Origin of the sequence: Xanthomonas prunicola, assembly GCF_025266575.1 — a bacterium.
Classification (GTDB): Bacteria; Pseudomonadota; Gammaproteobacteria; order Xanthomonadales; family Xanthomonadaceae; genus Xanthomonas; species Xanthomonas prunicola.
In genome coordinates, this window is the sequence record NZ_CP096142.1 from 695475 (window position 1) to 714689 (window position 19215).

General features: G+C 64.8%; 16 protein-coding genes and 1 other RNA gene. 14 read left to right on the plus strand and 3 right to left on the minus strand.

Going from position 1 to position 19215, the window contains the following annotated elements:
- Positions 1–119 precede the first annotated feature (119 nt).
- The 13 genes from M0D43_RS02680 to M0D43_RS02740 all read left to right on the plus strand — a co-directional run bounded on the left by M0D43_RS02680 (position 120) and on the right by M0D43_RS02740 (position 15245).
- Positions 120–2948 (plus strand): 2-oxoglutarate dehydrogenase E1 component, encoded by a 2829-nt coding sequence (locus M0D43_RS02680; protein WP_425510636.1) that lies wholly within the window; start codon positions 120–122, stop codon positions 2946–2948.
- Positions 2949–2990: 42 nt separating this feature from the next.
- Positions 2991–4205, plus strand: a complete 1215-nt coding sequence (gene sucB, locus M0D43_RS02685) for a dihydrolipoyllysine-residue succinyltransferase (RefSeq protein ID WP_252163512.1) — start codon at positions 2991–2993, stop codon at positions 4203–4205.
- A gap of 154 nt (positions 4206–4359) precedes the next feature.
- Positions 4360–5796, plus strand: a complete 1437-nt coding sequence (gene lpdA / locus M0D43_RS02690; protein WP_252163513.1) for a dihydrolipoyl dehydrogenase — start codon at positions 4360–4362, stop codon at positions 5794–5796.
- 79 nt (positions 5797–5875) lie between these two features.
- Positions 5876–6043 carry a hypothetical protein gene (locus M0D43_RS02695; RefSeq protein WP_252163514.1) on the plus strand — a complete coding sequence of 56 codons (168 nt, stop codon included), beginning with the start codon at positions 5876–5878 and terminating at the stop codon, positions 6041–6043.
- Between the two features lie 55 nt (positions 6044–6098).
- On the plus strand, positions 6099–6692 hold the full coding sequence (locus tag M0D43_RS02700) for an LOG family protein (RefSeq protein WP_101363218.1): 594 nt from the start codon (positions 6099–6101) through the stop codon (positions 6690–6692).
- 257 nt (positions 6693–6949) lie between these two features.
- The gene (locus M0D43_RS02705; RefSeq protein WP_252164947.1) at positions 6950–7552 is read left to right on the plus strand and encodes an IMPACT family protein; all 603 of its coding nucleotides are present in this window, start codon (positions 6950–6952) and stop codon (positions 7550–7552) included.
- On the plus strand, positions 7549–9318 hold the full coding sequence (locus M0D43_RS02710; RefSeq protein ID WP_101363219.1) for an ABC transporter transmembrane domain-containing protein: 1770 nt from the start codon (positions 7549–7551) through the stop codon (positions 9316–9318). Before M0D43_RS02705 ends, M0D43_RS02710 begins: the two co-directional genes overlap by 4 nt.
- A gap of 91 nt (positions 9319–9409) precedes the next feature.
- Positions 9410–9483: non-coding RNA, sX9 sRNA (locus tag M0D43_RS02715), on the plus strand.
- A 64-nt stretch (positions 9484–9547) separates the two neighbouring features.
- Entirely contained in the window at positions 9548–10447 is a 900-nt protein-coding gene (locus tag M0D43_RS02720; protein WP_252163515.1) for a hydrogen peroxide-inducible genes activator, read from the plus strand.
- 89 nt (positions 10448–10536) lie between these two features.
- On the plus strand, positions 10537–12225 hold the full coding sequence (locus M0D43_RS02725; protein WP_252163516.1) for an ATP-binding cassette domain-containing protein: 1689 nt from the start codon (positions 10537–10539) through the stop codon (positions 12223–12225).
- Positions 12209–13294 (plus strand): HlyD family secretion protein, encoded by a 1086-nt coding sequence (locus M0D43_RS02730; protein WP_252163517.1) that lies wholly within the window; start codon positions 12209–12211, stop codon positions 13292–13294. Before M0D43_RS02725 ends, M0D43_RS02730 begins: the two co-directional genes overlap by 17 nt.
- A complete protein-coding gene (locus M0D43_RS02735) occupies positions 13291–14694 on the plus strand; it encodes a TolC family protein (RefSeq protein WP_101363223.1) in 1404 nt (467 codons plus the stop codon). Before M0D43_RS02730 ends, M0D43_RS02735 begins: the two co-directional genes overlap by 4 nt.
- 356 nt (positions 14695–15050) lie before the next feature.
- On the plus strand, positions 15051–15245 hold the full coding sequence (locus M0D43_RS02740) for a hypothetical protein (RefSeq protein ID WP_252163518.1): 195 nt from the start codon (positions 15051–15053) through the stop codon (positions 15243–15245).
- Positions 15246–15530: 285 nt separating this feature from the next.
- On the opposite strand, the gene M0D43_RS02745 is transcribed toward M0D43_RS02740, so the two are convergent.
- Both M0D43_RS02745 and pdxY read right to left on the minus strand, forming a co-directional pair.
- The gene (locus tag M0D43_RS02745) at positions 15531–16652 is read right to left on the minus strand and encodes a prephenate dehydrogenase (protein WP_252163519.1); all 1122 of its coding nucleotides are present in this window, start codon (positions 16650–16652) and stop codon (positions 15531–15533) included.
- Positions 16649–17557 carry a pyridoxal kinase gene (gene pdxY, locus M0D43_RS02750; RefSeq protein ID WP_252163520.1) on the minus strand — a complete coding sequence of 303 codons (909 nt, stop codon included), beginning with the start codon at positions 17555–17557 and terminating at the stop codon, positions 16649–16651. The genes M0D43_RS02745 and pdxY overlap by 4 nt, the downstream gene beginning before the upstream one ends.
- On the opposite strand from pdxY, the gene M0D43_RS02755 reads away from it, so the two are divergent.
- Positions 17556–17795, plus strand: coding sequence for a hypothetical protein (locus M0D43_RS02755; RefSeq protein WP_252163521.1), 240 nt, complete (start codon positions 17556–17558; stop codon positions 17793–17795). The genes pdxY and M0D43_RS02755 overlap by 2 nt on opposite strands.
- Before the next feature lie 221 nt (positions 17796–18016).
- On the opposite strand, the gene dnaJ is transcribed toward M0D43_RS02755, so the two are convergent.
- A complete protein-coding gene (gene dnaJ, locus M0D43_RS02760; protein ID WP_101363227.1) occupies positions 18017–19147 on the minus strand; it encodes a molecular chaperone DnaJ in 1131 nt (376 codons plus the stop codon).
- Positions 19148–19215: the final 68 nt, after the last annotated feature.

The following is a 19215-nucleotide window of genomic DNA, read 5'->3' on the forward strand; positions in this document are numbered from 1 at the left end:
AGACGCCCCCCTCACTAGCGCAAGGGGGTATAATTTTTCGAGATTTGAGACCGACCGATAGGGCATCTCGCCCTGCCGCTTCCGCACAATCATCCCCACAGCAGACCCGACTTACCATCGTGGATAATCTCCTAAAGCAGTTCGCGCAGTCATCGCAGCTCGCCGGCGGCAACGCCGCCTACATCGAGGATCTGTACGAGCAGTACCTCGTCGCCCCGGACAGTGTCGATCCGAAGTGGAAGAGCTACTTCGATGGTTTCGAAGGTCGCAGTGCCGGTGATGTACCGCACTCGGCCGCCATCGCCCACATCCTCAATGCGTCCAAACAAGCTGCCAACGCCGGGACCGGTGCAGGCGCCAGTGACGAGCGCGAGCGCAATGTCGGTCGTCTGATCACTGCTTACCGTGCGCGCGGCCATCTCGGCGCGCAGCTCGACCCGCTGGGCCTGACCCCACCGGTCAACCCGCCCGACCTGGATCTGCCGTTCCACAGCCTGTCGCAGGCTGACATGGACAGCGAGTTCAGCACCGGCGGTGTCGGTGGCCAGCCGCGGATGAAGCTCAAGGATCTGCTGGCCCGCCTGAAGGCGACCTACGCCAGCAGCATCGGCGCAGAGTTCATGCACATCCAGGAATTCGACCAGCGCCAGTGGATCTACAAGCGCCTGGAAGATGCCGGCGGCAAGATTGCAGGCGATGCGGCCAGCCGCAAGCGCACCCTGGAGCGGCTCACCGCCGCCGAAGGCCTGGAGCGCTACCTGCACACCAAGTACGTCGGCCAGAAGCGCTTTTCGCTGGAAGGCGGCGATGCGCTGATTCCGATGATGGACGAGATCATTCGCCAGTCCGGCAACGATCAGGTCAAGGACATCGTGATCGGCATGGCCCACCGCGGCCGCCTCAACGTGCTGGTCAATACGCTTGGCAAGAACCCGCGCAAACTGTTCGACGAATTCGAAGGCAAGTTCGAGCACGCCCATGACGACCGCGCGCATACCGGCGACGTCAAGTACCACATGGGTTTCTCGGCCGACATCGCCGTCGGCACCGACAAGCAGGTGCATCTGGCGCTGGCGTTCAACCCCTCGCACCTGGAAATCGTCGACCCGGTCGTGGTCGGCAGCGTGCGCTCGCGTCAGGAACGGTTCGGCGATGCCGAACGCAAGACCGTGCTGCCGATCCTGATCCACGGCGATGCCGCATTCGCCGGCCAGGGCGTGGTGATGGAGCTGTTCCAGATGTCGCAGGCGCGCGGTTTCGCCGTCGGCGGCACCGTGCACATCGTGGTCAACAACCAGATCGGCTTCACCACCAGCACGCGGGACGATGCCCGTTCCACGCTGTACTGCACCGACGTGGCCAAGATGATCGGCGCGCCGGTCTTCCACGTGAATGGCGACGACCCGGACGCGGTGATCTTCGTGTCCAAGCTGGCCTATGAATTCCGTCAGCAGTTCAAGAAGGACGTGGTCATCGACCTGGTCTGCTACCGCCGTTGGGGCCATAACGAAGCCGACGAACCGGCAGCGACCCAGCCGGTGATGTACCAGACCATCCGCAAGCACAAGACTACCCGCGAGCTGTATGCCGCCAAGCTGGAAAGCGACGGTGTGCTGAGCGCCGACGCGGCCAAGGCGCTGGTGGACGGCTACCGCAACAAGCTGGATTCGGGCGAATACACCACCGAACTGGCGAAGCGCAAGCCGGACGAATTTGCCATCGACTGGTCCAAGTATCTGGTTGGAACCGCTGCCGATCCGGTGGACACGCGCGTCAAGCGCGAGCAGCTGGATCGTCTGGCCAAGCTGATCACCACGATTCCCGAAGGCGTCGAACTGCACGCTCGCGTGGCCAAGATCTACGAAGATCGCGTCAAGATGGCCGCCGGCGATCAGTTGGGCGACTGGGGCTTTGCCGAGAACCTGGCGTACGCCACGCTGCTGGCCGAAGGCCACAAGCTGCGCTTGGTCGGCCAGGACGCCGGCCGCGGCACGTTCTTCCACCGTCACGCGATCCTGCATGACCAGAAGACCGACAATTACTACCTGCCGTTGCGCCAGCTGGTGCAGAACCCCGAAGACGCCACCGTGATCGATTCGCTGCTCAGCGAAGAAGCGGTGATGGGCTTTGAATACGGCTACTCCACCACCGACCCGAATGCGCTGTGCATCTGGGAAGCGCAGTTCGGCGACTTCGCCAACGGCGCGCAGGTGGTGATCGACCAGTTCATCGCCGCCGGCGAAGCCAAGTGGGGGCGCATCGCGGGCCTGTCGCTGTTCCTGCCGCACGGCTACGAAGGCCAGGGCCCGGAGCATAGCTCCGCGCGTCTGGAGCGCTTCCTGCAGTTGTGCGCGCTGGAGAACATGCTGGTCTGCGTGCCGACCACGCCGGCGCAGTGCTTCCACATGATCCGCCGGCAGATGCGCATGACCACCCGCAAGCCGCTGGTGGTGATGACGCCCAAGTCGTTGCTGCGCCACAAGCTGGCGGTGTCGAGCCTGGAAGAACTGGCCGAGGGCGAGTTCCAGCATCTGATTCCCGACGCCAAGGCCGATGCCGGCAAGGTCAAGCGCGTGGTGCTGTGCTCGGGCAAGGTCTATTACGACCTGCTCGAAGACCAGACCAAGCGTGGCCAAGACGATGTCGCCATCCTGCGCGTGGAGCAGCTGTATCCGTTCCCGCGTGCGCAGCTGGCCGCCGAGCTCAAGGCCTATGCCAACGCCACCGACGTGGTGTGGTGCCAGGAAGAACCGCAGAACCAGGGTGCGTGGTACCAGATCCGCCACCACCTCAATTTCTGCCTGGCCAGCGGTCAGAGCCTGCATTACGCCGGCCGTGCCCGTTCGCCCTCGCCTGCCGCCGGCCACATGGCCGACCACATCGTCGAACAGCAGAAGCTGGTCGCCGATGCGCTCCTCAATCCGTTCAACGACCAAGTCGCTGAATAACTCACCTTCCCCAAAGAACGAAAACCCTAGGACGCTCCCCGAATGGCCACCGAAGTCAAAGTTCCGGTACTGCCCGAATCCGTTTCCGACGCCACCATCGCCAGCTGGCACAAGAAGGCCGGTGAAGCGGTCAAGCGCGACGAGAATCTGGTCGACCTGGAAACCGACAAGGTCGTGTTGGAAGTTCCTTCGCCGGTCGACGGCGTGCTGAAGGAAATCAAGTTCGAAGCCGGCAGCACCGTCACCAGCAACCAGATCCTGGCGATCATCGAAGAAGGCGCTGTGGCTGCGGCCGCACCGGCCGACGAGAAGAAGGCCGAGGCACCGGCTCCGGCCGCTGCTGCTCCGGCCGCCGCGCCGGCCCCGGCTGCTGCCGCTGCGCCTGCCGCTGCTTCCAAATCCGCTGCCGATTCGCTGCCCCCGGGTGCGCGTTTCTCCGCGATCACCCAGGGCGTGGATCCGTCGCAGGTCGAAGGCACCGGCCGTCGTGGCGCGGTGACCAAGGAAGACATCGTCAACTTCGCCAAGGCCGGCGGCGTGGGCAAGGCCTCTGGCGCCCGCCCGGAAGAGCGCGTGCCGATGACCCGCGTGCGCAAGACCATCGCCAAGCGCCTGATGGAGTCCAAGAACTCCACCGCGATGCTGACCACCTTCAACGAGGTCAACCTCGCCAAGGTCTCGGCCGCACGCAAGGAGCTGCAGGACGAGTTCCAGAAGGCGCACGGCATCAAGCTCGGTTTCATGAGCTTCTTCGTCAAGGCCGCCGCCAACGCGCTGCAGCGCTTCCCGCTGGTCAATGCCTCGATCGACGGCGATGACATCATCTATCACGGCTACAGCGATATCTCGATCGCCGTGTCCACCGACAAGGGCCTGGTCACGCCGGTGCTGCGTAACGTCGAGCGCCAGTCGTTCGCCGACGTCGAGCAGGGCATTGCCGACTACGCCGCCAAGGCGCGCGCCGGCAAGCTGGGCCTGGACGATCTGCAGGGCGGCACCTTCACCATCACCAACGGCGGTACCTTCGGCTCGCTGCTGTCGACCCCGATCATCAACCCGCCGCAGAGCGCGATCCTGGGCATGCACGCGATCAAGGAGCGTCCGATCGCCGAGAACGGCCAGGTCGTGATCGCCCCGATGATGTACCTGGCGCTGTCCTACGACCACCGCATCATCGACGGCAAGGACTCGGTGCAGTTCCTGGTCGACATCAAGAATCAGCTGGAAAACCCGGGCCGGATGTTGTTCGGTCTGTAAGAGCCGGGAATCGGGAATGGAGATTCGGGAATGGGACAAGCGCCCATCGACCGCTCCATTCCCGCCTGGACCTGGATGGGACGCAGCAGGCGCAAGGGCGCATGCGCTCTTGCGATTCTCCATTCCCTATTCCCCATTCCCGTGAGCAAATGAAATGAGCGAACAATTCGACGTCGTCGTCATCGGTGCCGGTCCGGCCGGTTACCACGCCGCCATCCGCGCGGCGCAGTTGGGCATGAAGGTCGCCTGCATCGACGCTGCCCTGGGCAAGGACGGCAAGCCGGCACTGGGCGGTACCTGCCTGCGCGTGGGCTGCATTCCGTCCAAGGCGCTGCTGGATTCCTCGCGCCAGTTCTGGAACATGGGTCACCTGTTCGGCGACCACGGCATCAGCTTCAACGACGCCAAGATGGACGTGCCCACCATGATCGGCCGCAAGGACAAGATCGTGAAGCAGTTCACCGGCGGCATCGCGATGCTGTTCAAGGCCAACAAGATCACTCCGTACTACGGCTTCGGCCAGCTGCTGCCGGGCAACATCGTCAAGGTTGCGCAGCACGATGGCGGCGAGATCGAACTCAAGGGCACCAACGTGATCCTGGCGGCCGGCTCGGAGTCGATCGAGCTGCCGTTCGCCAAGTTCGACGGCGACACCATCGTCGATAACGTCGGCGGCCTGGATTTCACTGCCGTTCCCAAGCGTCTGGCCGTCATCGGCGCGGGCGTGATCGGCCTGGAGCTGGGCAGCGTGTGGAAGCGTCTGGGCGCCGAGGTCACCATCCTCGAAGCGTTGCCGGACTTCCTGGCGCTGGCCGATGCCGAAGTGGCCAAGACCGCGCTGAAGGAATTCAAGAAGCAGGGCCTGGACATCAAGCTGGGCGCCAAGGTCAGCAAGACCGAGATCACCGGCAGCGGCGACGCCAAGCAGGTGGTGCTGAGCTACACCGACAGCGCCGGCGAGCAGACCCTGACCGTGGACAAGCTGCTGGTGGCCGTGGGCCGCAAGGCCGCGACCAAGAACCTGCTGGCTGACGGCACCGGCGTCAAGGTGACCGACCGCGGTCAGATCGAGGTCGACGGCCATTGCCACACCGGCGTCGACGGCGTGTGGGCCATCGGCGACTGCGTGCGCGGTCCGATGCTGGCGCACAAGGGCTTCGAGGAAGGCATCGCGGTGGCAGAGCTGATTGCTGGCCTGCCGGGCCACGTCAATTTCGACACCATTCCGTGGGTCATCTACACCGAGCCGGAAATTGCCTGGGTCGGCAAGACCGAGCAGCAGCTCAAGGCCGAGGGCGTGGCATACAAGGCCGGCAGTTTCCCGTTCGCGGCGATCGGCCGTGCGGTGGCCATGGGCGAGCCGGCTGGCTTTGTCAAGGTGATCGCCGATGCCGAAACCGACCGTGTGCTGGGTATGCATCTGGTTGGCGTGGGCGTCTCCGAGTTGGTGCACGAAGGTGTGCTGACCATGGAATTCAATGGTTCCGCCGACGACCTGGCACGTATTTGCCATGCCCACCCGACCCTGTCCGAGGCGATCCACGACGCGGCCATGGCGGTGAGCAAGCGGGCGATCCACAAGGCGAACTGAGCCACCTCGGTGGTCAGTCGCCGCGGAAGGCTTCGTCTCGCGACGAAGCCTTCTTCGTTTCGCAGTCAAGGAACCGGCCATGGCAGTTCCACCACGCACCTCGCTTAGCGGCATCCTGTTCGTCGCCGCCGGTCCGATGTTCTTTGTCGCGGCCGTGATCGGCCGGCAGCTGGCATTTGCCGTATGTGGCGCGATGTTTGTCGCGCTCGGCACCTTGTGGCTGCTGCGCACCAGAACCAACACATAAGAACGGACACCGACTGAAGGACCGACTTGTCGGTCGTATCGATGGAAAACGTGCAATGAAATCAATTTGCGTCTATTGCGGCTCCAACGCCGGCAACAAACCCGCCTATGCCGAACGCGCCACCGCATTGGGCACGCGCATCGCCGCGCAAGGCCTGCGACTGGTCTACGGCGGTGGCAATGTCGGCCTGATGGGCACGGTGGCCAACGCCGTACTCGCTGCCGGCGGCCAGGTCACTGGCGTGATCCCCAAGCAACTGGCGGACTGGGAAGTGGCCCACCGGGGCCTGACCGACCTGGAAATCGTCGGCTCGATGCATGAGCGCAAGATGCGCATGTTCGAGCTGTCCGATGCATTCGTGGCCCTGCCCGGCGGCTTCGGCACCATGGAAGAGATCTTCGAAATGCTGACCTGGCGCCAGCTCGGTATCGGCAACAAGCCGTGCGCGTTTCTGGACATCGAAGGTTTCTACGCACCGCTGATCGGCATGATCGATCGCATGGTCGAAGAGCGTTTCCTGCATCCGGACCAGCGCACCGACCTGTGGTACGGCGCCGATATCGAGCAGATGCTCGAATGGATGCAGCACTACACCCCGGCGCAGGCGTCGAAGTGGATCGACGAGAAGCGCCGCTCCACCCTGGTGTAACCGAAGGCAGCCAAGACAAACGTCGTCTCACCGTGAGTAGGCCGCATTGAAACGGCGCGACTCCCTGGCTGCCCGGCACACGTTGCCAGCGGCAGCCGCGGTGCCGACAAGCGTGATGCCGCTGTGGGCGCGTCACCCAGCCTCGCTACGCCACTGCGCAGGTGCCGCTGCACGACAGCGCACACATGGCGCTGTTTTGCCAGCTTGCAACGGCAGTCACGACGGCCGCAGCAACCTGCAACACCGCCTCGCATAGAATGATGGCGATGCTCGATACCCTCGCCGCTGACGCGCACCACAGCCTGGACATCAAGCACAGTCGCTTTCTGGCCCACGCTGCCGCACTGGACACTCCCGCGCATGCGCTGGAGATCGTGCAGCGCGTGGCAGTGCCCGACGCGACGCAGAACTGCTGGGCCTATCGGTTCGGGCAGGACTATCGCTCCAGCGACGACGGCGAGCCGAGTGGCACCGCCGGCCGGCCGATCCTGGCCGCCATCGACGGCCAGGGCTTCGACCGGGTGGTGGTCGTGGTCACGCGCTGGTATGGCGGCATCAAACTCGGTGCTGGCGGGCTGGTGCGTGCCTATGGCGGCACGGCGGCCGAGTGCTTGCGGCTGGCGACGCGGCAACCGTTGATCGCGTTGTCGCTAGTGCAGGTGCAGTGCCGGTTCGACGATCTGGGCCTGGTGCACGCGGCGCTGGCGGCCTTCCATGCCGACAAACTGGATGAACATTTCGACGCCAACGGTGCTGCGTTGCGCGTGCAACTGCCTGCGGATCAGCTCGCCAGCTTGAAAACCCGCCTGTGCGACGCCACCCGCAATCGTGTCCATCTCTCAACTCCGGAAGCCGCATGACCCAGCCAGCCGCTGCACGTCCCAACCCGTTGCGGAAGCTGGGCAGCCTGCGCACCCTGTGGCCATTCATCCAACGCCAGCGCGGCCTGTTCGTTGCCTGGATGGTCGCGCTGGCGATTTCCGCTGCCTCCACACTGAGCCTGCCGGCAGCGGTCAAGCGCATGATCGATCAAGGCTTCTCCGGCGACTCGCAGATCAACCAGGCGTTCTTGCTGCTGTTCGCAGTTTCGGTGGTGCTGGCGGTGGCGACCGCTGCCCGCTTCTATTTCGTCGCCCTCCTGGGCGAAAAAGTCGTCGCCGACCTGCGTGGCCGGCTGTACGCACACCTGATCGGCCTGGACGCCGGATTTCATGACCGCAGCCGCAGCGGCGAACTGGTGTCGCGCTTGTCGGCCGACAGCGAATTGCTGCGTGGGCTGATCGGCAGCACCATGTCGGTGGCCTTGCGGAGCGTGGCCACGGTGATTGGCAGCGTGGTGATGCTGTTCGTCACCAGCCCGCGTCTGGCCGGCTTCACCTTGATCGGCATCCCGCTGGCGGTGCTGCCGATCGTGCTGGGTGCGCGCCGCCTGCAGAAGATTTCGCGCGCAAGCCAGGACCGCGTGGCTGATGCCAACACGCTGGCGGCCGAAACCCTGGGTGCAGTGCGCACCGTGCAGGCGCATGCGCGCGAGCGTTACGAAAGCCAGCGTTTCAGTACCGCACTGTTGACCGCCATCGACACCGCGAAGGTGCGCATCCGCACCCAGGCCACCGTGACCGCAGTGGCGATCATGCTGATCTTCGGTGCGATCGTCGCGGTGTTGTGGTTGGGCGCGCACGATGTGGTGTCCGGCCGCATGACGCCCGGCACGCTGGGCCAATTCGTGTTGTATGCACTGATTGGTGGCGGTTCGGTCGGTGCGCTGGCCGAGGTCTGGAACGAGTTGCAGCGTGCCGCCGGCGGCATGGGCCGGGTGGGTGAATTGCTCGACGAACAACCGGCCATCGTGGCGCCGGCCACACCGCAGGCCTTGCCGCAGCCGCTGCGCGGCGCGATCCATTTCGACCAGGTGGTGTTCCATTACCCGCAGCGTCCGGACGCGCCGGCGCTGGATGGCTTCGATCTGCATGTCAGTCCTGGCGAAACCGTGGCGTTGGTCGGTCCGTCCGGGGCGGGCAAGAGCACGGTGCTGTCGATGCTGCTGCGCTTCCACGACCCGGTCAGCGGCAAGGTGCGCATCGACGACATCGACCTGCGCGACACCGACCCGGTACTGCTGCGCGAACGCATCGCCCTAGTGCCGCAGCAACCCACCCTGTTTGCCGCCAGCGCCGCCGACAACATCCGCTACGGGCGCTTGCAAGCCAGCGATGCCGAGGTGGAAGCGGCCGCCGCCGCCGCCGAAGCCGATGTCTTCATCCGCGCCCTGCCCCAGGGCTACGCCAGCGAACTGGGCGAGCGCGGCACGCGTCTGTCCGGCGGCCAGCAGCAACGCGTGGCAATTGCGCGTGCGCTGCTCAAGGACGCGCCGATCCTGCTGCTGGACGAAGCCACCAGCGCGCTCGATGCCCAAAGCGAGCGGGCCGTGCAGCAGGCGCTGGACCGGCTGATGGAAGGCCGCACCACGCTGGTCATCGCGCACCGCCTGGCCACCGTGCTCAAGGCAGACCGCATCGTGGTGATGGATGCCGGCCGCATCGTCGCGCAGGGCACCCATGCCCAATTGATCGCCGAAGGCGGCCTGTACGCGGAATTGGCGCGGCTGCAGTTCATCGATCAATGAGGATTGCCTGTCGCTGCGCCGCCAGCGATGGCACTTGAAGCAGCTGACTGCGCTCACCGCCACGCGGGCGCGGCCAGTGTTCGGCATCGGCATGCGCCACTCGTACACTGCAGTTCCTGAGCGCCATCCACAGCCACTGGACGACTGTCGCTCGTCTTGTGAGCCACGCTCCCCCGTCTTGACTCACCGGCCACGCCGGCCGTGCGCTCCACGCAATCCGATATGACCCATGCCCCGCCCTAAAACCACGCTTCGCCAGCTGAGCTATTTCGTCGCGCTGGCCGACACTGGCAGCTTTACCCGCGCGGCCGAGCAAATGGGCGTCTCGCAACCATCGTTGTCGCAGCAGATCCGCGCATTGGAAGCCATCATCGGCGCGCCGCTATTCGAGCGCGGAGCGCAGGCGATTGTGACCCCTTTGGGTCGCGATCTGCTCGACCGCGCACGCAGCATCTTGCTTGATGTCACCGATCTGGAAGAGGTCCGCGCCACCGCCGCCGACACCTTGGTCGGCACCATCCGGCTCGGGGTGTCGCCCACGCTGGGCGCCTATCTGATGCCAAGCCTGGTGGCACGTTTGCATCGCGAACATCCGGCCCTGCGCGTGCATGTGCGCGAGGGGCTGCCGACCGCACTTGCCGCCGATCTGAGCAGCGGCGTACACGATCTGGTCCTGGCGCAACTGCCGGTGCCGGGCCGCGGCCTGCATAGCGAGCGGCTGTTCCGCGAACTGCTGCATGTCACCATGGCCGCCGACCATCCGCTGCGCACCAAGGCCTGCATCACCCCGGCCGATCTGCGCGGCGCCAACTTGTTGACCTTGATGCCGGAATACCGATTGGCAGAACAGGTGGCCGCAATTGCCATGGATGTCGGTGCGAATGTCTTGCGCGATTACGAAGGCACCAGCCTGGATGCGATCCGCCAGATGGCCGGCATGGGCATGGGCCTTGCACTGCTCCCGGATCTGTACGTCCGCCAGGAAATCCGCGAAGGCGACGATGTGGTGGTTCGGCCAGTCAAAGGCGGACGCTACTATAGGGAGATTGGTCTGCTCTGGCGACAGGGCGCCGGTCGTGCGCCGGCCTTCGGTTTGATCGCCAATCTGCTACGTGCGGTGGCCGCATAGGAAAATCCTATGCGGTGAATAAGCGCTTTGGCCTTGTTTGAAGGCTGACGCCTCGTCAATGCTTCACTGAACTCATCAACGGACATCGAATGGCGGCCAAGCGGATCGGATGGCGGGAAGCAGCAAGCTGGCTGGCGGAAGTCGTCGGCCCGGATATGCCGTATGTGCGCCTGGCCCTGGTGTATGGCATTGCGATCAGCCTGCTGTCGCTGGCCACGCCGATCTCGGTGCAATTGTTGATCAACAGCGTGGCAAACACTGCGCTGGCTACCCCGCTATGGACCTTGTCCGGCCTGCTGCTGGGCTTGTTGTTGCTGGTAGCGGCATTGAGCGCGATGCGGGTGTGGGTGATGGCGCTGTTCGAACGCCGCCTGTTCGCACGGGTGGTAGCCGAGATCACCGTACGCGCGGTGCATGCGCAGAACCCGTTCTTCGCCGACCAGAACCGTGGCGATGTGTTCAACCGTTACTTCGACCTGGTGATCGTCCAGAAAGCGGTTCCCAGCCTGGCGGTTGGCGCCTTCACCATCGTGCTGCAGTCGGCGGTTGGCCTGATCGTCACCAGCTTCTATCACCCCTTCTTCCTCGGTTTCAACGCGTTGCTGTTGCTGACCATCTTTTCGATCTGGATGATCTGGTCGCGTGGCTCGATCCGCACGGCGGTCGACCTGAGTCACGCCAAGCACAACGCCGCGCACTGGCTGGAAAGCGTCGGCGGCTCCAACGGCTTCTATAAATCCAGTCGTCATCTCAACTTCGCGATGGATCGCTCGGAAGCGGTGACCGCCGAATACGTCAACCGGCATCGGCGCCATTTCCGCTACACCTTCACCCAGACGCTGGCGTTCCTGCTCACCTATGCGGTGGCCAGCGCTGCGCTGCTGGCGCTGGGCGGCAGCCTGATCCTGCGCGGCGAGTTGTCGATCGGCCAGCTGGTGGCTGCCGAACTGATCCTGAGTGCGGTGTTTTACGGGATTGCGCAGTTGGGCAGTTACCTGGACGTGTTCTATGACCTGGTCGCCAGCGCGGAGGAATTGTCGCTGCTGTATGCCATTCCCCAGGAGCGCCCGGTGGCCGTCGCCGGCGAAGCACCGCGCAACAGCGCAGTACGCCTGGATGGCGTGGTGATCGAGGGCGCGCGTTTCGATTTCGCGTTGGAAGCTGGCGAGCAGTTGGTCACGCTGGCCGACGGCGGCGCCGAACGTCTGCTCGCCATGGTGCTCAAGCGCCACGTGGTTCCCGATCGCGGACTGGTCATGGTGGGCGGCGCCGACTTGGCCACCTTCGATATGTACCTGCTGCGTTCGGAAGTCACCGTGCTCGACCGGCCGACCATCGTGGAAGTCACCATCCGCGAATATCTGGCGATGGCCTCGGCCGATGTGACCTCCGAAGCGATGCTGGAAGCGATCGATACGGTGGGCTTGCGTGCGCGCATCGCCGCGTTGCCGCAAGGCCTGGATACCCGACTTGCCGCGTCCGGCTTCCCGCTGTGGATTGGCGAGGTGATGGCGCTGAAGCTGGCCAACGCGCTGCTGGTACGCCCGCGCGTGCTGATGTTGTCGCAGTTGTACGACCTGCTTCCGGCAGAACGTCTGACCCGGATCCTGCGGCGCTTGAAGGACGCAGGAACCACGGTGCTGCTGTGCACCGGCCGGCCGGAGGACATCACCTTGGACGGCTGGTTCCGCCTGGAACCGGAGCGCCAGCAACGCTACGCCACGCGCGCCGAACTGATTGCGTCCACGCAGGAGGCTCAGCATGCCGCACGCCCCTGATCGGATGGCGCATTTCCCGACCCTGGCGGCGATGCGGCCGCCCAGCATCGCCAAGGCGTTGGCGTGGATGCTGTTGATCGGCGTTGCCATCGCCGGCGCGATCCTGGCGTTTGCCCCCTGGGTGCAGACCGCCAGCGGCAAGGGCCAGGTGGTCTCGCTGGATCCGGGCGACCGTCAGCAACAGGTCACCGCCTTCGTGCCGGGCCGCGTCGAGCGCTGGTATGTGCACGATGGCCAGCACGTTTCCAAAGGCGACCCGATCGCGCGCGTCGGTGACCTGGATCCGGACCTGCTGACCCGCCTGGCCAGCGAACGTGCACAGGCGCAGGCAGAAATCGCCGCCATCCAGCAGTCGCGCGCAGTCGCCAGTATCGATGTGGCGCGCAGCAGGCAGTTGCTGGCCGAAGGCCTGGCCGGCCGCCGCGACTACGAACTGACCCAGATCAAGGTGGCCGACGCCGATGCCAAGCTGGCCGAATCGCGCGCCAAGCTGACCCGCATCGACATCCAGTTGAACCGCCAGTCCGCACAGCTGGTGCGCGCCCCGCGCGACGGCCGCGTGCAGCAGCTCAACGCCGCCAGCGGCAGCGCCATGGTCTCGCCTGGCACCGTGCTGGCAGTGATTGCACCGGAACGGGTGGAACGCGCGGTCGAGCTCTACATCGACGGCCGCGATGTGCCGCTGCTCCGTCCCGGTCGCCCGGTGCGGCTGGAGTTCGAAGGCTGGCCGGCCATCCAGTTCAGCGGCTGGCCGTCGGTGGCGCACGGCATGTTCGACGGCCGCGTGCGCGCCATCGACCCCAATGCCGCGCCCGATGGCCTGTTCCGCATCCTGGTGGAACCGATGCCGGGCAAGCCGGCGTGGCCGGCGCAGGAATTTGCCCGCCAGGGTGGCAAGGTGCGCGGCTGGGTGCAGGGTGAAACGGTCAAGGTTGGCTACGAACTGTGGCGCCAGCTCAACAACTTCCCGCTGGAATTCGGCCGGCGCCCGGCTGCGACCACGCAGGAAGAGAGCAAGGCCAAACCGGCCGCACCCAAGGCCGAAGACGAAGCGACGGGTAAGAAATGATCGGCCGTCTTGTTGTCCTGCTGATCGCACTCTGCCCCGGTGCGGCATTCGCCCAGGCCGGTGCGCTGACGCTGGATGAAGTGCTGCAGTCCTCGGCCCGCTCTGCGCCGCAGATCATCGAATCGCTGGCCAAGGTGCGCCAGGCCGAGGGCAAGGGCATCTCGGCCGATGGCGCCTTCGATACCGTGTTCGACATCGAAGGCCGCTCGCGCGAGGCCGGCTATTACGACGGCAGCACGATCGAAACCGGCGCCAAGCGGCCGTTCGAAGAAAACGGTGGCTATTACTACGGCGGTTACCGCTCCTCGCGCGGTTCCTTTCCGGTCTACGAAGACAAGTCCTATACCGACCGCGGCGGCGAAGTGAAGGTCGGCGCGCTGTATGCGCTGCTGCGCGATCGTGTGATCGACGAACGCCGCACCAAGCGCAGCATTGCCAGCACCGATATCGATGTGGCCAAGTACGAGGCGGAAATGGTGGCCATCGGCGTGCAACGGCGCGCGGTGGATGCCTACCAGAACTGGGTTGCCGCTGGGCTGAAGTTGCGCGCCTACAACGAACTGCTGCAACTGGCCGAACAACGCCGCAACGCGATTTCGCGGCAGGTCACGCTCGGTGCGCGGCCGACCATTCTGCTCACCGAAAACGACCAGAACCTGGTGCGTCGGCGCGCGTTGGTGGTGCGCTCGGAACAGGATTTTGCCAATGCTGCCAACGCGTTGTCGCTGTATCTGCGCGATGACGCCGGCATGCCGCTGATCGTGTCGGCCGAGCGCCTGCCGGCCGACACCTCCGCACTGGAAGGACTGGCCGGCGCAAGCAAGATCACTGCACCGGTGGAGCGCCCGGATTACCGTGCCGTGCTCACCCGCATCGACCAGGCCACCGCACGCTTGATGCTGGCCCAGAACGATCTGAAACCGCGCCTGGATGTCAGCGTGGAAGTCAGCAAGGACCTCGGCCCCCCCGGCGTCGGCGGCCCGAATCGTTCGTTGACCGATGCCGTCATCGGCTTCCGTTTCAGCGTCCCACTGGAAAACCGCGCCGCCAAAGGCCGCGTGGCCGAGGCGCGCGCAGAAATCGAAGCCCTGGATCAGCGCAGCCGTTTTTTGCGCGACCAGATTTCGATTGAAGTCGAATCGATCGTCATCGCGCTCAATGCCGCCGAACGGCTCGCCAAGATCGCCGATGAGGAACGCGGCCTGGCAGATCGCTTGGCCGCAGCCGAGCGGCGGCGCTTCGAGCTGGGGTCCGGTGACTTCTTCCTGGTCAACCAGCGCGAGGAAACCGCCAACGACGCACGCGTGCGCCTGATCGATGCGCAGGCACGCATTGCCTCCGCGCGTGCTGAACTGGCCGCAGCCACGGCCGACCGGGATGCATTGCAGCTGAGTCGCTAGATGCGTCACCCGGTGTAACGCCGGCGCCGATGCATTGGGCGATTTCAGCGCGTCTGAGCGATGCAATCGGCCGACAGGTGTGCGAAGTCACTGCGCTTCAATGCGCTTAAACCCTTGTCGAGATGCGACGACCGCTGCAGTCTGTCCCATCGCAGCTGCGCGGAGGCATTGCCGCTTGTCAGGCAGCGAATGCTCGCCACTGCCGGCTGACGAGCTCAACTTGCAGGCTTTCGGACTCACCGCGTAACGACGTCTGGATAACAAGTCCGTGCGCATGCTCGCCCTACCGGCCCGGCGCCGGGCGTGCGGGTCCCGAGCGATCTGCACTGCAACCTTAGGAACTTTCGGAGGTGCTTATGTATTTCCGGCAATTTCCCGCAATTGGTGCAGATGGCGAGTCTTACGTCATCATCGAATTCCGCGACGAGCGACAACCACGCGCAAATCCGCAACCGGCGCCGCGTTACGAGCTTCCCGATGGCCGACATCTGCAACGTCAGGGGCAGCGCTTCGTCACCGACGGCGGTGAGCTGCGCCTTTCCGCGCTCTAGGGAAGGGCTACCAACACCTCTCGCGTCGTTATCTAGCAGCCGTGGGAGGCGCACAGGAACCGGAGTGAACGAAGAGTACGTGCCGACTCAGGGCACCGCGACCATCTAAAGACGGCGCCATCGTCCAGCTAGCTGCTCCGGACGGCATTGGTCATTTTTTGACCGCCTACCGCACAGCCCTTGCGCCGCAAGGGCTGTGCGCAGTTATCCACATGCTTGTGCAAGTTTCATCCACACCCTATGTGGATGAAATCGATCGCGGCACGAGTCGTCCTCGTATCGCGATCAGCCATCGGATCGCTCCAGCACACGGCCAATCCCACTGCGATCGATCTCGCTGCCTGCTTTTGCCAATGCCGCGCGATCGCTTCCCGCCTCAAAGCCGATACGGAAATGCAACTCGCCCACCGGCGTGCGCGATGAATGGATCGACGAGAGGTTCACGCCGTGGCGCTCGAAGACATGTAGCAACGCACGCAGCGAACCGGGCTGGTCTTCGGGCAGATATACGCTCAGTGTCAGCGGCTCGGTCAGGTCGGCCAGCAAATAGCCCACGCGCTCGTAGGTGTAATTGCCTGCCGCAAGCGCATCGTGCTGCAGGGCCTGCGCGTTGTCGTGCAGGAAGTGCTGCCGAAATTGCGCACGCGCCGCATCGTCGCCTTGCGCGACCAGTGCGCGCAACTGCTGCAATTGCGACAGCAGCCGATCGAGCATCTCGCCGACATATGGGTTACCGAACTGGATGTCTTCGTAGATCGACGGGTTGAGCGAGAGAATGCGCGCGATCACCGCGGTATCCAGCTCGAACGATGCCGAGCGATACGGCATCAGCGCGCGCAACTCGCCCAGCAGCGGTGCGTAGTCGCGCAAGGTGCCGGCCTGTGCCAGATGGGTGGCGTGCACCATCGCCTGCACCAGCGCCATCACGCGGTCGTGGTGCTCGGGAGTGGCGTACACGCATTCGGCCTGAAGCGCCTCGCACAAGCGCTGTACCCATCCCGACCAGTGCTGCAACCGCGCCTGGCAGACCACCATCACGCGCCCTTTCAAGGTTGGCGACTTGGGTGGTGCGGTCATCGGATGCAGGCCGACCACCTCCGCTTGCGAGGTCAACATCGCAGCGACCGGCGCCTGCTTGATTGAGGTGACATCCAGCCATAGCTGCGAGGCAGCGCGCGCGCCGGCCAGTTCCACATATTGCTCGATCAATGCGGCGGTATGGCGAATTGGCGCGGCGAAAATCAGCACATCCGCACGCTGCGCCAGCGTGGCTTCGTCCATGATGCTGCTGTCGGCCGGATCGAACCCGATCACCTCCAGCTGCATGCGCGTGCGCAGGAACTGCGCCAGCCAGCGCCCGTACGCGCCGGCGATGCCGACGATGCCGACCACCGGCTGCGCGATCATGCCAATCGCTCTACAGCAAATCGCGGCGTCGCGGCCAGTGCGGCCGGCGCAGCGGCCAGCACGTCGAACTCTTCGAAGCCAGCCGCCAGTGTCGCTTCCAAGGCGCTATGCACGCCGCTGAGCGCGTGCCCCACCGCCTGCTCGAATGGCACATCGCGCAATAGCAACCCGACCAGCAGCGCCATCAAGACATCTCCTGTACCGGCAACATCGACCGGCAGGTGCGGGCTGGCCCAGCGATACACCGCCGCATCGCTGACCGCCAAGGTCACCAGCTCACCTGCGGCACCGGCCACGCTGTGTGCAAGGACCCACTGGGGCCCACGGGCCAGCAGCGCGCGCGCAGCAACGATGGCATCGTCCTGCTGCAGGCTCGGCAGTCCGGTCAGCCGACCCAGCTCGAACGCATTGGGCGTCACCAGCCAGGCATGCGGCAGCAAGCGCTCGCCGAACACGCGTTCCAGACCGGGTTCTACATAAGGACCGGTATGCGTGTCGCCGATCACCGGATCCAGGCAATAGCGCAGCTGCGGCGCCTGCGGCAGGGTCTGCTCCAGCCAATCGGCGAAGGCTTCGCCATTGGCCAAGCTGCCGAAATAGCCGGAGACCAGCATGCGCGCCCGCTGCGGCAGGCCGCGCTCGCTAGCGCCCAACAACAGATCGGCCAGCCAGTCGGCCGGCAGGATGCGCCCGCGCAGGGTCGTGTAGAACGGCGCATTGCTCAGCAGCGTGGTCGGCACCTCCGCCACACGCAGGCCCAGCGCGCGCAGCGGCGGCACCGCAGCGCTGTTTCCGGCATGCCCATAGACCAACTGCGATTGCACCGAGATCACATCGATCGGCGAAGGACCATCCGGACGCTGGCGGCGACCGTGGACGAGGTGGCTGTCGGGTGCATCGCTCATGAAGGCGGCCGTGCTGGGAAGAGATGCCGACGATTATCCGCGCAACCTTGCACGTGTGCCGTGGATGCGCGCTGTGATCGGCAGCTGGCGTTTTGAAAACAGTACGTGGGCGATCTCACTACATCCAGGCCAGATGCCGAGGCCAGCCAGCGCAGCGGTGCGCGCAATACCGCAGGCATGCGCAATGAAACCGCTCAAGGTCAGCCCAATCATGATGCACCCGGATGGCTCGATTTGAATCACTCACGGCGTCGCTTCGCTAGCGCTACCGGCGAAAGTGTTCTGCGCTAGAACGCGCGTCGGATGCGTCAAACCGGCACGTGTCACGCAAGCAATCCGGTTCCTGCGCAGCGCCCGAGGACACCGTCCGCATTCGCGCGACCGTTTTCACCCTGCCAAAAAATAACCCGACGTGCAGCAAGCCGCGCGCCGGGCCATCGTGGCATCACGCCGCTCGCGTCAGGACGTCATCCGATCCCAAAAACCCTTGACCCCATCGATGAACGTGGCCGACTTGGGCGAATGCTTGCGTGCATCCTCGCCGGTGAACGTCGCTTCGAACTGCTGCAGCAACTCGCGTTGATCGGCGGTGAGATTGACCGGAGTCTCTACCACCACGCGGCAATACAGATCGCCCTCGCTACGGCTACGCACCGAACGCACACCCTTACCGCGCAGGCGGAACAACTTGCCGGTCTGCGTCTCGGCCGGAATGCGGATTTCCGCTTCGCCGCCCAGCGTTGCCACCCGAACGGTATCGCCGAGCGCCGCCTGCGAAATGCGGATCGGCACTTCGCAATGCAGGTCGTCGCCGTCGCGCTGGAAGATCGCATGCTCGCGCACGCGCACTTCCACATACAGATCGCCCGGCGGCGTGCCGGCCGGGCCGGCCTCGCCTTCGCCTGCAAGACGAATCCGGTCGCCGGTATCCACACCAGCCGGCACCTTGATCGACAGTACCTTGTCTTCTTCCACGCGACCGGCGCCGTGGCAGACCTTGCACGGATTCTGGATCAGCGTGCCGCGCCCATCGCAATGCGGGCAGCTCTGCTGCATGGCGAAGATGCCGCGCTGGATGCGTACCTGGCCGCGTCCGTGGCAGGTGCCGCACACTTCCACCTTGCCGTCTTCGGAACCGCTGCCGTGGCACGGTTCGCATTCGACCAGGGTCGGGATCTCGATGCGGCGCTCGATCCCGGCGACGGCTTCTTCCAGATCCAGTTCCAGTACATAACCGACGTCGGCGCCACGTCGCGCAGCGCGCGGACCGGCGGCGCCACCGCCGAAAATATTGCCGAAGATATCGCCAAAGATATCTCCCATGTCCGGGCCACCCGGCCCACCGCCACCACCGCCCATGCCGTGCTCGAACGCCGCATGGCCGTGCGCGTCATAGGCACGCCGCTTATTGCCATCGGACAGCACTTCGTAGGCTTCCTTGCATTCCTTGAACGCCGCTTCGGCAGCAGCATCGCCAGGATTGCGGTCCGGATGGTGCTTCATCGCACAGCGCCGGTACGCCTTCTTCAACTCCTCGTCGCTGGCGCCACGGGCAACGCCCAGCACTTCGTAGTAATCGCGTTTGCTCATAAGCCGGTATCGGGGATTCGTGATTTGGGATTCGTTGAAACGCAAAAGCGGACAGCGTGTGCTGGTCC